Annotated in this window: 13 protein-coding genes; 6 read left to right on the top strand and 7 right to left on the bottom strand. The window is 70.8% G+C overall.

Annotated elements, in window-relative coordinates; all coding sequences use genetic code 11:
* The 4 genes from E1285_RS37985 to E1285_RS37970 form a co-directional block, all read left to right on the top strand.
* On the top strand, nucleotides 1–453 hold a 453-nt coding region (locus E1285_RS37985; RefSeq protein ID WP_132159435.1), incomplete at its 5' end, for an FHA domain-containing protein.
* Nucleotides 450–1,982, top strand: a complete 1,533-nt coding sequence (locus tag E1285_RS37980; RefSeq protein ID WP_243723335.1) for a hypothetical protein — start codon at nucleotides 450–452, stop codon at nucleotides 1,980–1,982. The genes E1285_RS37985 and E1285_RS37980, both read left to right, overlap by 4 nt.
* A complete protein-coding gene (locus tag E1285_RS37975; protein ID WP_243723334.1) occupies nucleotides 1,970–2,869 on the top strand; it encodes a glutamate ABC transporter substrate-binding protein in 900 nt (299 codons plus the stop codon). Before E1285_RS37980 ends, E1285_RS37975 begins: the two co-directional genes overlap by 13 nt.
* Before the next feature lie 175 nt (nucleotides 2,870–3,044).
* Nucleotides 3,045–4,265 (top strand): hypothetical protein, encoded by a 1,221-nt coding sequence (locus tag E1285_RS37970; protein ID WP_132159434.1) that lies wholly within the window; start codon nucleotides 3,045–3,047, stop codon nucleotides 4,263–4,265.
* On the opposite strand, the gene E1285_RS37965 is transcribed toward E1285_RS37970, so the two are convergent.
* Nucleotides 4,240–4,932: a hypothetical protein gene (locus E1285_RS37965; protein ID WP_207947116.1), complete on the bottom strand. Its 693-nt coding sequence runs from the start codon at nucleotides 4,930–4,932 to the stop codon at nucleotides 4,240–4,242. The two genes, E1285_RS37970 and E1285_RS37965, sit on opposite strands and share 26 nt — an antisense overlap.
* Nucleotides 4,933–5,057: 125 nt before the next feature.
* Between E1285_RS37965 and E1285_RS37960 the strand changes: the two genes are divergently transcribed.
* Nucleotides 5,058–5,576, top strand: a complete 519-nt coding sequence (locus E1285_RS37960) for a PH domain-containing protein (RefSeq protein ID WP_347814120.1) — start codon at nucleotides 5,058–5,060, stop codon at nucleotides 5,574–5,576.
* 49 nt (nucleotides 5,577–5,625) lie between these two features.
* Here the strand turns inward: E1285_RS37960 and E1285_RS37955 are convergent, their stop codons facing one another.
* Genes E1285_RS37955 through E1285_RS37935 form a run of 5 tightly spaced genes read right to left on the bottom strand, consistent with a single transcriptional unit; the run spans nucleotide 5,626 to nucleotide 11,182 of the window.
* The gene (locus E1285_RS37955) at nucleotides 5,626–7,056 is read right to left on the bottom strand and encodes an FAD-dependent oxidoreductase (RefSeq protein WP_243723333.1); all 1,431 of its coding nucleotides are present in this window, start codon (nucleotides 7,054–7,056) and stop codon (nucleotides 5,626–5,628) included.
* A complete protein-coding gene (locus E1285_RS37950) occupies nucleotides 7,049–7,927 on the bottom strand; it encodes an ABC transporter permease (RefSeq protein WP_132159433.1) in 879 nt (292 codons plus the stop codon). The genes E1285_RS37955 and E1285_RS37950 overlap by 8 nt, the downstream gene beginning before the upstream one ends.
* Nucleotides 7,924–8,802 (bottom strand): ABC transporter permease, encoded by an 879-nt coding sequence (locus E1285_RS37945; RefSeq protein ID WP_132159432.1) that lies wholly within the window; start codon nucleotides 8,800–8,802, stop codon nucleotides 7,924–7,926. The genes E1285_RS37950 and E1285_RS37945 overlap by 4 nt, the downstream gene beginning before the upstream one ends.
* On the bottom strand, nucleotides 8,802–10,037 hold the full coding sequence (locus tag E1285_RS37940; RefSeq protein WP_243723332.1) for a spermidine/putrescine ABC transporter substrate-binding protein: 1,236 nt from the start codon (nucleotides 10,035–10,037) through the stop codon (nucleotides 8,802–8,804). Before E1285_RS37940 ends, E1285_RS37945 begins: the two co-directional genes overlap by 1 nt.
* On the bottom strand, nucleotides 10,034–11,182 hold the full coding sequence (locus E1285_RS37935) for an ABC transporter ATP-binding protein (protein WP_132159431.1): 1,149 nt from the start codon (nucleotides 11,180–11,182) through the stop codon (nucleotides 10,034–10,036). Before E1285_RS37935 ends, E1285_RS37940 begins: the two co-directional genes overlap by 4 nt.
* A 372-nt stretch (nucleotides 11,183–11,554) precedes the next feature.
* On the opposite strand from E1285_RS37935, the gene E1285_RS37930 reads away from it, so the two are divergent.
* Nucleotides 11,555–11,821 (top strand): DUF1778 domain-containing protein, encoded by a 267-nt coding sequence (locus E1285_RS37930; protein WP_132159430.1) that lies wholly within the window; start codon nucleotides 11,555–11,557, stop codon nucleotides 11,819–11,821.
* Between the two features lie 83 nt (nucleotides 11,822–11,904).
* Here the strand turns inward: E1285_RS37930 and E1285_RS37925 are convergent, their stop codons facing one another.
* Nucleotides 11,905–12,336, bottom strand: coding sequence for an HIT family protein (locus tag E1285_RS37925; protein WP_132159429.1), 432 nt, complete (start codon nucleotides 12,334–12,336; stop codon nucleotides 11,905–11,907).
* Nucleotides 12,337–12,433: the final 97 nt, after the last annotated feature.

Genomic DNA, 12,433 nt, shown 5'->3' with positions numbered 1-12,433 from the left:
GTGCCGGCGCCGCCCGTCCCCGCGCCCCCCGTCCCGGGAGCGGTGTGGATCGCGGTCGTCAGGGCCGACCGCGACTACTACGACTCGGTCATCGCCGAGGAGGGCCCCGACTCGGCGTCGCTCACCTTCCCCCCGTACGCGCCTGAGAGGCGGATCCCGCTCGTGGGGCAGCAGATCCGCATCGGACGGCGCGGCTCCGGGCAGCCGTCCCCGCCCGAGATCGACCTGAGGGAGCCGCCCGAGGACCCCGGCGTCTCCCACGTCCACGCCGTCCTGCTCGCCAAGCCGGACGGCACCTGGACGCTGGTCGATCCCGGATCCACCAACCGGACGTGCCTGAACGGGTCCACCGAACCCATCCCGTACAACGTCGAGGTGCGGCTCTCCGGCGGCGACCGGATCCACGTGGGCGCCTGGACCACCATCACGCTCACCCGAGGCGAGGCGACATGACGGCCGTCCAGCAGTCTCCCGCGAACGGGCAGCCCGCTCCCTCCCCGCAGCGCGCTCCCTCGCCGCAGCCGGCGCCGCCCGCCCGGCGGCCGCCCGCGGGCCCGGTCGGGCGGACGGCCGGCGCGGCGGCGGCCGGCGTCGCGCGGCTGGTCCCCCGCACGGTCGCCTCCCGCGTCCGGACGCTGACGGTCCTGGCCGTCGTCCTGCTGGTGGCGCTGCTGGCGGTCGCGCTGGCGGCGATCGCCGACGCCCGCGAGGGCGTGCGGGTCATCGGGCACGACGCGGGCCCGCAGGTCGTCGCGACCGGCGACCTGTACTTCCAGCTCACCGACATGGACGCCCAGCTCGCCAACGCGCTGCTGATCGGCGGCGCCGCCGGCGGCGGCCGCGACCAGGCGATGGCCCGCTACAACGAGAACCGGCTGAAGGCGGGCGACGCGCTGCTCCAGGCGGCGAACCTCGCCGACGAGAGGACCGAGGAGGAGACGGCCCGCGACGTGCTGGACGCGCTGGGCCGCTACGAGCGCCTCGCCGGTCAGGCGCTGCTGCTCGACGGGCAGTCGAACCGCGCGTCCGGGCGGCCGTCGCAGGAGGTCATCGACCTCTACCGGCAGGCGACGGACCTGATGAAGCTGGACCTGCTGCCCAAGGCCTACAACCTCACGCTCGACAACGGCACCCTCGTCCGGCACACCTACGAGGACAAGCGGTCGGCCGTCCTCACGGGACGGACGTGGATCATCATCACCGGCCTGGCGCTGCTGGTGACCCTGGCCGGCTTCCAGCTGTACCTGGCCAGGCGCTACCGGCGGATGCTGAACGTGCCGCTGGCGCTGGCCTCGCTCGGCACACTCGTCCTGGTCGCGGCGAGCGCGGCCATGCTGTCAGGTCAGGCCGACAGCCTCCGCAAGGCCAAGGAGGAGGGTTTCGACTCGATCCTGTCCCTCTCGCGGGCACGTGCCATCAGCAACAGCGCCAGCGCCGACGCGACCCGTTTCCTGCTCGACCCCGGCCGGGCCGACGCCTACGAGCAGGTCTACCTGAGCAAGTCCCAGACCGTCCTGTACCTGCCCGCGGGGAACCTGACGCAGTACAACCAGGCCGTACAGGGCGACCTGTCGTTCGAGCCCGGGCGTGCGAAGTTCCTCGGGTTCTTCGGCACCGAGGCCAACCGGCCGATGGAATCGGGGGCGCAGGAGGCGGAGATGGCGGGCGCCCTGAGCAAGGTGCTGAGCGCCTACCAGAAGGTGCAGGCGAACGACCGTCGGATGAGGGACCACGTCCACGGCGGGCAGCGTGCGCAGGCCGTGGCCGCCCGCGGCGCGGCCGCCGCGGACTTCACCGCCTACGACCGGTCCCTGCAGGAACTCATCAAGCTCCACCAGATGGAGTTCGACGAGGCCGTGGAGGACGGGGACGACGGGACGGGCGGGTGGTACGTGATCCTCCCGATCGCGGGCGTCGCCATCGCCCTGCTCGTACTCGCCGGCGTCCGTCCCCGCCTGGCGGAGTACCGGTGGTCGAAGTGACGCCGCGGACCCCCGGGCCTCGCCTGTCCCGGGCGAGGAGGACGGCGGCGGCCGTGCTGGCGGCGGTCTCGGTCGCCGGGGCCGGGGCCTGCGGCACCGCGGGCGCCGCAGAGGACTCCATCGCGGGCAAGGACGGCCTCGTCATCGGCGTCCACCGGGACCAGCCGGGCCTCGGGCAGCGGATCGAGGGCGCCGGCTCCGGCGACTACGACTCCTACGACGGCTTCGACATCAGAATGGCCAAGGAGATCGCCAGGCATCTGCATGTCAACGCCTCGAAGGTGACGTTCAAGGCTGCGCCGTCCAGTAAGCGCGAGGAAATGATCCAGACCGGGGAGGTCGACCTCGTCGTCGGCACCTACTCGATCACCCCCGAACGCAAGACGAAGGTGGATTTCGCAGGCCCCTACTATGTCGCCCACCAGGACATTCTCGTCCGCGAGTCCAACCCGCAGTCGATCCGGGAACTGGACGATCTCGCGGGCAAGCGGCTCTGCAGCGTCCCGGGGTCGCAGTCGTTCCGCCGCGTCGCCACCGAGCAGAGCGTCCCCGCGGTGCCGGTCGAGGCCGCCGGGTACACCGACTGCCTCGACAAGATGATCGCGGGACGGCTCGACGCCGTCTCCAGCGACGACCTGATCCTCGGCGGGCTCGCCTCGATGGCGGCCAAGACGGGCGACTACATGAGGCTCGTGAACGCGCCGTTCTCCGACGAGCGCTACGGCGTCGGCATCAGGAAGGGCGACGTGGACGGCTGCGAGGCGGTGAACGAGGCCATCACGAAGATGTACCAGGACGGCACGATGCGGCTGCAACTGAACCGGTGGTTCGGCCCGACCGGACTGGAACTCACCACCACGGTCCCGCAATTCGAGGGCTGCATCTGACCGGCCGTCACCAACGGTATCGAATTGCTCACGGAATGGTGTCGGTGAGGCGGCTTTCTACCGGCCGGTCACTGAGATCAGTCGGTTACGTAAGTTCCGGTCGGCCCGCGTGATCGTAAGTTATGGTCGCGATCAAAACCCGGTCCGGTAATCACCGTCACGCCCGAGGAGTGCAATGACGACGGTCATCCTGGTGGTGATGTGCGTCGTGGTGGGGGCGCTCGAACTGTACGCGGGCAAGCAGAGCCGGGATCAGTCGAACGCGTTCTCCCGCCGGATCGACGAGCTGAACGAGCAGGTCACCAAGCAGAACAACGTCCTGGTCACGGTGGGCGAGCAGCTCACCGCCGAACTGTCGCGGGTAAAGCAGGACGTGCTGCCCGCGCTCGACACCCGGCTCCGGCAGAACACCGGGCAGGTGGAGGAGCTGGCCGGCCTCGTCCACCAGGCCGACGACTTCCTGCGGACGCAGGCCGGCCGGCTTCGCGACCTGGAACAGCAGCGGATCACGCTCGCCGCGCTGCGCCGCAAGCTCGGCGAGGTGGAGACCTCGGTACGCGCCGTCACCCGGACGGGCGGCGACGCGGTCGAGGGCAAGGTCGACACCGCCCTCGACCGGCTCGCCGACCTCGAACGCGGAGGCGAGGAGATCCTGGCCCTGCAGCGCACCCTCACCCGGACGCTGGAGGACGTCGAGGACGTCGTCGCCGAACTGCTCCAGTTCACCGAGGGCGAGCTGGACGACACCGTCACGGCCGCGCTCACCGGCCGCGACCGCGCGCACGGCGACGCCGTCACCGCCACGGGACGGCTGTGGACGCGCGACGACCAGCTCGACGACATCCTCGGCGAGATGTACGAGCGGTGCGTGCGGGCGAGCCGGCTGAACGTCCGCTTCCGCACCGCGGAGGGATCGGACGGCCCCGTGCCCGGCTCCCCCGAGCGCCGCCGGTACTTCCTCGGCGGGCAGGCCGCCGAGGACCTCGCGGGAGCGTTCAGCGCGCTGCTCATCTCGACCGGCGCCGACCTGCCGCGCAACGGGCTCCACGGCGGCCTGTACGAGGGCGGGCCGGGCGGTGAGGCCAGGCGCGGGCTCGGCCGGGTGGAGCCCGGCGTCCCGCCGGGCGTCGAACCGGCGCGCCCGCCCGAGGACGAGGCGGCCCTCAAGGCCATGCTGCGGACGCTGTCGGAGTGCTCCGGCGCCGTCGCGCAGATCGGGCCGCTCATGGCCGTGCGGACGCGCGACGAGCTCCTGTGCGCCGTGCTGACCGCCGCCCAGTCACTGGAGCTGGAGAGCGACGAGGTGTTCTGGGACCCGGCCGCCGCGACCGTCCGGCTGCGGCGGCTGCCGTCGCATCAGCTGTGGGACCTCACGGGCTGGGCCGCTGCCCCGTAGGGTGCGGCGCCCCCTCGGCGCGGGGCGCTCCATCGGCGCGGGGCGCTCCGTAAGCCCGCACGGTCCGCTCCGCCGGGCCGCCGAGGCGCACGTACAGCGGGCAGGCCAGGGCGCCCGTCTCCGGGTCCGCCTCGACGCAGAGCCCCACGCCGGCGGCGCGGTCGAGGAACACCGCGTTCTCCACCGCCCGCGCTCCGCGGACCGCGTACGGGACGGAGTCGGCGTCGCCGGTGTCGAAGAGCTCCTCGAACGTCAGCCTCCGCGCGAACCGCATCAGCACGTCCGCGTCCACGACGCGGCTGCCGATCGCCGCCGCCGGGCCGGCGACGACGATGCCGAAGCTCGGGTTCTCCCGGCCGCGGACGTAGATCTCCCGGTCGGGCTCCAGTCCCCGGCGGCGGTCGGGGATCTGGACGCCGAAACCGGCGTCCCCGTCGAGGTAGGCGGGCGGCCCGAACCCGTCCGCCGCCCCGTCCCGGACGCGCAGCGCGCCCGCCGGCATCTCCCAGCCCGGCAGGTAGACGCCGAGGCCCCGCATCAGCAGCCGCCAGATGGGGCGTCCCGTCACGTCCGGCGCGAACTCGCCGCGCGGCCCCCTCGCGCCCCGCGGCCCGCTCGCGTCCCCCTGGCCGTGCGGCCCCTCCGCGGGCTCCCTCACGCCGTCCATGCCGATCATCATCAGTCGCCGATCCCCCTCCGGCAAGGCCCCGGTCCCCTTACCGCACGGCCCGTGCGGCGGCGGCACCGCGTCGGCTACCTTTGAACCAACCGGATCATGACGAGGACGCCACCGTGAACCTGCAGGACATGATGGTGCAACACGACAGCTCGTCGCGCACCGTCGACAAATACCTCATGTCCCACGAGGGACGCGTCATCGCCGTCCGCAGCCATCCCGCCGTGCTCATCCCGCCGGTCGCGATCGTCGTCGGCGGGCTCGTCGTGTGCGGCGCGGTCGGCGCGGTCGCGAGCCTGATGTGGATCTGGTGGCTCTGGCTGATCACGATCGGCTACCTGCTCTGGAAGGTCGTCGCCTGGTCCCTGGAGTTCTTCCTGGTCACCGAGCATCGGATGATGGTCGTGAAGGGGGTGCTCAACCGGAGCGTCCTGATGATGCCGCTGACCAAGGTCACCGACATCACGCTGAACCGCTCCATGGTCGGGCGGATGCTGGGGTACGGCGAGTTCGTCACGGAGTCCGCGGGCCAGAAGCAGGCGATCAACCACGTCAACTTCATGCCGTACCCGGAGCAGCTCTACCTGGAGGTCTCGTCGGTCATCTTCGGCACCATCGACGAGTCCCCCGACTGACCGGCGGTGTTCACGCGCGCGCGACGCCGAGGCTCAACGGCTTCGGAGCCTAGGAGCTGAAGCCGATGCCCAGGCGGTCCAGCGTGCGGAGCCAGGGGCCGCGGCGTCCGGCGTTGCGGTCGGCGCGGGCGATCTCGCGGCGGGTCAGTTCGATGACGCCGTACCGGAGCGGCTCCGGCGGGAACGGGACGGGCTTGGAGCGCACCATCTTCAGGCGGGTCCGCTCAGTCTCCTCGCCGGGCGCCAAACCGACGTGCAGAAGGTCGAGCATGACGTCGGCGCCGAAGCGGGTGGCCCCGACACCAAGCCCGGTGTATCCCGCCGCGTATGCGAGCCTGCCGTCGTAGGCCGTCCCGAAGAACGGGCAGAAGCGGCTGCACGTGTCGACCGCGCCGCCCCACGCGTTGGAGAAACGGACGCCTTCCAACTGCGGGAACGTCGCGAAGAAGTGCCGGGCGAGGGTCGCGTACGTGGAGGGCCGGCGTTCCAGGGTGGGATGTAGGCCGCTGCCGTAGTGGTAAACGGCGTCGTAGCCGCCCCACAGGATCCGGTCGTCCGCGGTGAGCCTGAAGTAGTGGAACTGGTTGGCGTTGTCACCGAGCCCCTGGCGGTGCTGCCAGCCGACGGACTCGCGCTGCTGGGGGGTGAGCGGCTCGGTGACGAGGACGTAGTCGTACACGGGGACGACGAAGCTGCGCATACGCCTGAGGAGCGACGGGTACGGGCCGGTGCCGAGCGCGACTCGGCGGGCGGTGACGCTCCCGTGGGCGGCCGTCAGCCGGAGCGCGGCACCGTCGGAGCGCAGCCCCGTGACGCGGGTGTGCTCGAAGACGCGCACGCCGAGGGAGCGGCAGGCGTCCGCGAGGCCCCAGGCGAGCTTGGCGGGATGCAGCATCGCGGCGGCGTCGCGGTCCCACAGCCCGGCGAGGAACGTCGGCGAGGCGACCTCCGCACGGACGGCGTCGGGGCCGAGGAGGATGGGTTCCCAACCGTGCTCGTACGCGTTCTCCGCCGCGTCCTCGAGCCCGGGAAGCTGCCACTCCTCGGTCGCGACGCTCATCTCGCCGGTCGGCTCCCACTCGGCGTCGATGCCGTATCGCGTGAGGGTGTCGGCGATGGCGCGCAGGTTGTCCCAGCCGAGGCGTTCGAGCGTGTGCATGTCGTCCGGCCATCGCGCCAGACCGTTCTCCAGGCCGTGGGTCAGGCTGGCGGCGCAGAACCCGCCGTTGCGTCCGGACGCCGCGTCGCCGACCCGTCCGGCCTCCAGCACGACCACGTCCAGGGACGGGTCGCGCTCCTTCGCTCGCAGGGCCGTCCACAGGCCGCTGTACCCGCCGCCCACGACGGCGAGGTCGCAGGTCACCGCACCGGCCAGGGCGGGGCCGGCGACCGGACGTGCCGGGTCCAGGAGCCAGAAAGGCTCCGGTGCGGCCTCTGCGAGGGCCTTCAGTACGTCCACGTCGTCCCCCCGGTCAGTCACGATGATGCCTCACTCCGTGGGGCCTCCTGCGAGACGCCCGGAGGGTGCGCCGCGCCGAGACGACCGCGATCACGACGCCGGCCGCGAAGATGAGCGTCCCCATCACGTTGACCTGCGGCGGGGCGCCGGTCCTGGTCGAGCCGTAGATCCACAGCGGGAACGTCACCGTGGCGCCGCCGGTGAAGCCGGTGATGACGAAGTCGTCGACGGACAGCACGAACGCCAGCAGCGCCCCCGCCAGCACGCCCGGCATGATCATGGGCAGGGTGACGAGCCGGAACCGCGTCCACGGCCCTGCCCCGAGGTCCTGCGCGGCCTCCTCCACGGCCGGGTCGAGGCCGGCCACGCGGGCGCGGACCGTCACCGCCACGAACGCGATCGAGAACATCACGTGCGCGACGAGGATCGTCAGGTGGCCGCGCGGCAGGTTGAACGTGACGAACATCGACAGCAGCGACGCGCCCATCACGATCTCCGGGCAGGAGATCGCCATGAACAGCAGGAGGCCCGCGGGGCCCTTGCCGCGGAAACCGTACCGGCCGAGCGCGAGGCCCGCGAACGTCCCGAGGACCGTGGTGATGAGCGTGCTGAGCAGCGCGATCACCAGAGAGTTGAGGACGGCGGCGGTGAGGTCGCTCTTGTCGAGCAGCTGCGCGTACCACTTGAGCGTGAAGCCCTGCCACCGGAAGTTCTGCTTGCCCTGGACGTCGTTGAACCCGAAAAGGATCATGATCGCGATGGGCAGGGTCAGCCAGGCGATGAGCGCCAGCGTGTAGAGGTGGAGGCCGGAGATCCGGCGGCGCCTTCCCGGTGCGGCGGGGCGTTCCGGTGCGGCGGGACGTTCCGCCGGGGCCTCGCGGACGGTCGTCATCGCCGCGCCGCCTCCAGGACGTTCCGGGTGCCGAGGGTGCGCGCGTAGAGGAAGATGCCGGCCAGCAGGATCGCCATCAGCGTGAACGACAGCGCGGACGCCGCCGGGTAGGCGCTGTTGTCGAAGTACTCCGCCCGGATCACGTTGCCGATCATGGTGTTCCGCGGGCCGCCGAGGACCTCGGCGTTGACGTAGTCGGACGACACCTGCACGAACGTCATGATCACGCCGGCGAAGACCCCGGGCAGCGACAGCGGCAGGACGACCCGCGCGAACGCCTGGACGCGGCCGGCGTAGAGGTCACGAGCGGCCTCCACCACGTGCGGGTCGATCCGTTCCAGCGCCACGTAGATCGGCAGCGCCATGAACGGGAGGAAGTTGTACGTCAGCCCGGACACGACCGCGACACCGGTGTCGAGGAGGCGGAAGTCCTCCGGCAGGAGCCCGCTGTCGCGCAGCGGGCCGAGAACCGGGCCGTTGTCCGTCAGCACGAGCTTCCACGACACCGTCCGCAGGATGAACGACACGAAGTACGGGAGCAGGATCAGCAACAGGTACGTCGCCTTGTGGCGCCCGCCGCGGAACGCGATCCAGTACGCGGCCGGGTAGGAGATCGCGATGCAGGCGGCCGTCGCCAGCAGCCCGTACCAGAGCGACCGGGCGAACGTGTCACCGTAGGTGCTCAGGCCGTCGGCGTAGTTCTGCCAGTGCAGCGTCTGCCGGAACCCGTCGACGAGGTTGCCCGTCTGCAGCGACAGGGACGCCATCAGCGCCAGCGGGACGAGGAAGAACGCCGCCAGCCACAGCCCGCCCGGCAGGATCATGAGGTACGGCGCGAGCCGCCCCCGCCGCCGCGCCGCCCGGCCCCGCGCCATCACGAACCCTTCGAGATGGGCTCGAAGATCTTCTGGTACTCGGCCTCCTCCGCCTGGTCGAGACGCCGGTAGTGCCGCAGCCGGGCCAGGTCCGCCTCGGTCGGGAAGACCAGCGGGCTGGTGCTCAGCCTGGTCAGGTCCTCCTTCTCCTCGCCGGTCGCCTCCGCCGCCTTCCGCGCGAGGATCCGCCGCGTCGCGGGGACGGGCGGCATGTAGTTGATGAACTCGGTCAGCGGCGCATTGTTGCGGGGGACGTAGAGCCAGTTCATGAGGGTCAGCGCGTCGACCGGGTTCTCGGCCGTCTTCGGGATGCACAGGTTGTCGGTCCAGATCGTGCCGCCCTCCTCGGGCACCACGAACTTCACGTCAGGGGACGTCAGGCTGTAGACGTCGCCCGACCACGCCATCGTCAGCCACACGTCGCCCTTGCTGACGGCATCGACGTAGTCCTGGGTGTAGTACTTGCGGACGATGCCGCTGTCACGCTGCCCGCGGAGCTTGGCGGCCGCCTTCTCCCAGTCGGCCCTCGCCGACTTCTCCGGGTCGATGCCGAGCGCGAGCATCCCGAAGCTCCCGAGCTCCTGCGAATCGCCCATCATGCCGACCCTGCCCGCGTACTTCCGGTCGAACAGCTGGGCGATGCCGGTGATCTCCTCCTCGACGTACTTCGTGTTGTACGCGATGCCCGTGATGCCCGACTCGTACGGGATCGTGAAGGCGTTGCCGGGATCGTAGGACGGGTTCTTGAAGCGCGCCCCCGCGTTGGCGGCGAAGTTCCGCAGCCTCGAGTGGTCGAGCGGGGCCAGGTAGCCGAGCTGACGGCACTTCTCCAGCTGGATCCCGTTCGTCATGACCATCAGGTCGAAGCCGATGGACTGCCCCGCGGCCAATGGCGCCTGTATCTTGCCGAACCACGGGCCCATCTCCTGGATGACCTCCTTGTAGGTCACCTCGATGCCCGACTCCTTCTCGAACGCCTTGACGGTCTCACGGTCGTCCTGCATGTAGCCCGGCCAGTTCGCCCAGTTCAGGGTGCCGTTCCTGGCCTTGCCAGACCAGAACTCCCGGACGTCGTCCCGGCCGACGTCCTCCTTGCCGCCTCGCCCCTCCACGCCGCAGGCCGACAGGGCGATCCCGCCCCCGGCCGCGCCCATCAGCCGCAGGACGTCACGACGGGTACGCGCCGAGCGCGGCCGCGTAAGCCCGCGCAGGAACGCTGGATCGATGTAACTCACTGGGGGGCTCCTATGGCGTACGAGTGGCGCGGATACCACGACAGCCAGACGCTGTCCCCGCGTCCGGCGATGTCGTCGGCGGACGCGGCGTTCTGCTGGAACACGACGATGTCCGCCCCGGTGGAGGTGGTGACGTTGTAGTTCGTCGACGTCCCGAGGTAGACGACCTCGGTCACGGTCCCCCGGACGCCGCACATGTCTTCCTTCGGCCTGTCCGCCCCGATGCCGATCTTCTCGGGACGGACGGTCAGCTCCAGGCGCTCCCCCGCCGCGACCTCCAGGCCGTCCCGCACCGGCACCTCGATCCGCCCGTCCGGACCGTAGGAGATCACCGCGATGCCCGCGCCCGTCTCGGTGACCTCCCCGCCGAGCACGTTCGACGTCCCGATGAATCCCGCCACGAAACGCGTCGCCGGATGCTCGTAGATCTCCCTCGGGGTGCCCAGCTGCTCGATCAGCCCGTCGTTCATGACGGCGATGCGGTCCGACATCGCCAATGCCTCGCCCTGGTCGTGTGTCACGTACACGAACGTGATGCCGACCTCCCGCTGGATCCGCTTCAACTCCACCTGCATGGTCTGGCGGAGCTTCAGGTCCAGCGCGCCGAGCGGCTCGTCCAGCAGCAGGGCGCTCGGCCGGTTGACCAGCGCCCGGGCGAGCGCGACCCGCTGCTGCTCCCCGCCGGACAGCTCACCGGGACGGCGCCGTTCCCGTCCCGCCATATCGACGATGCCGAGCATCCCCGCGGCCCGCCGCCGGATCTCCGCTTTGGGGACGCCGCGCCGCCGCAGGCCGAACGCGACGTTCCCGAAGACGCTCATGTGCGGGAACAGCGCGTACGACTGGAACACCATGTTCACGTCGCGCCGGTTCGGCGGCACACCGGTGACGTCCTTCCCGTGAAGGCGGATCTCGCCGGCCGTCGGCTCCTCGAAACCGGCGATCATGCGCATGGTCGTCGTCTTGCCGCACCCTGACGGGCCGAGCAGGGAGAAGAACTCCCCCTGCGCGATCGTCAGCCCGACGCCCCGCACCGCCGCCACGGTCTCCCCATGGGCTTGGAACGCCTTCTCAACCCCCTTGAGCTCTATCGCGGGCGCACGTCCCTGCTCGTCACGTGCCGGGGCGGGCTTGGTCTCGGTCATACCGGAAATCCCTCAGTGATGCTCGGCCGTGGCTTCGACGGCTCCCCTGGCTCGCTGCACGCACCCAACGTCCGCACCGCGCCCGGACACCTCCGCGTGAGAGACCTGCCAGTCGTCCAGGTGAACGCGACGATTCCACCCCTCCACCGTGGGCACCTCCCTGCCGAGCAGTCCTACCGATTCGCCAGATCCGGCCGGACGAGACAGCCAAGCAGATCATCGAGCAGTTCCACCGAGACGGCCACCGCTCCGACACCTGCTCCGCGCACCCCGCCGGCTCCTTCCGGCACCCGCCGATTCTCGTTCTCAGTGGGGATGTCCTGACAACTCCTCCCGGCGTACTTTTAGATGCCGCAAGGAAGGAGACCGACCATGCCCGAGTCGGTTCGCCAGGACCTTCCCGCCAGCAAAGCCGACGACCACCTCGCCTTCCGGATATCCGCGGAACAGATCCTCGTGATCCGGAAGGCGGCCGAGCTGATCGGCTGGACGGTCACTGACTACGTCCTGTCCGCTGCCCTGGACCGGGCCGAACGCGACCTGTACGAACACGCCGCCGCCCTGGAGGCCGCGGCCCCCTCCACCACCGAAACCGACCCGACAGACCCCTACATAGCCCTCCTGCTAGCCCTGACCTGACGACCACCCGGCCACGCCGACCACCCCACCGCCCACCAGCCCGGCCCGCGTGATCGTGGGCGCTCCCACCGGGCCCGGGGTGGTCAGGGAGCGGCGGGAAGGGCACTGGACAGGCGGGCGGCGTACTCGGCGGCTTCGGTGTCGGAGTCGTACTTCTGGCGTGGCCAGAAGAACCCGCGGAGGCCGTCCTTGCGGTTGCGCGGGACGACATGAACGTGCAGGTGCGGGACGCTCTGGCTGATCCGGTTGTTCATGGCCACGAAGGACCCGGCCGCACCGAGCACCGATTCCATCGCGGCCGCGAGCCGCTGCGCGTGCCCGAAGAACGAGCCGAGCGACCCGGCGGGCAGATCGGTGAGCGTCTCGACGTGCGGGCGCGGTATCAGCAGCGTGTGCCCCTTGAACAACGGCCGCGTATCCAGGAACGCCACCGCCTCCGGCGTGTCCATCACCACATGCGCGGGCCGCCCTCCGTCAGCGATCTCGCAGAACACACAACCCTTCGAACCGCCCATACCCACCATTCTCCTCAGTTCCCCCGACCACCGGCCACCCTCGGCCAGAGCCCCGGCGCCGCGCAGGCACCGTCGGCGGTGTAGATCCAACCACCGG

Origin of the sequence: Actinomadura sp. 7K507, assembly GCF_004348425.1 — a bacterium.
Taxonomy (GTDB): domain Bacteria; phylum Actinomycetota; class Actinomycetes; order Streptosporangiales; family Streptosporangiaceae; genus Spirillospora.
This window is presented reverse-complemented; position numbering and strand designations above follow the sequence as displayed.

Coding starts and splice junctions, on each gene's coding strand:
- E1285_RS37980 (WP_243723335.1), top strand. CDS start 450: ATGACGGCCGTCCAGCAGTCTCCCGCGAACGGGCAGCCCGCTCCCTCC.
- E1285_RS37970 (WP_132159434.1), top strand. CDS start 3,045: ATGACGACGGTCATCCTGGTGGTGATGTGCGTCGTGGTGGGGGCGCTC.
- E1285_RS37965 (WP_207947116.1), bottom strand. CDS start 4,932: ATGGACGGCGTGAGGGAGCCCGCGGAGGGGCCGCACGGCCAGGGGGAC.
- E1285_RS37950 (WP_132159433.1), bottom strand. CDS start 7,927: ATGACGACCGTCCGCGAGGCCCCGGCGGAACGTCCCGCCGCACCGGAA.
- E1285_RS37945 (WP_132159432.1), bottom strand. CDS start 8,802: ATGGCGCGGGGCCGGGCGGCGCGGCGGCGGGGGCGGCTCGCGCCGTAC.
- E1285_RS37935 (WP_132159431.1), bottom strand. CDS start 11,182: ATGACCGAGACCAAGCCCGCCCCGGCACGTGACGAGCAGGGACGTGCG.
- E1285_RS37930 (WP_132159430.1), top strand. CDS start 11,555: ATGCCCGAGTCGGTTCGCCAGGACCTTCCCGCCAGCAAAGCCGACGAC.
- E1285_RS37925 (WP_132159429.1), bottom strand. CDS start 12,336: ATGGGCGGTTCGAAGGGTTGTGTGTTCTGCGAGATCGCTGACGGAGGG.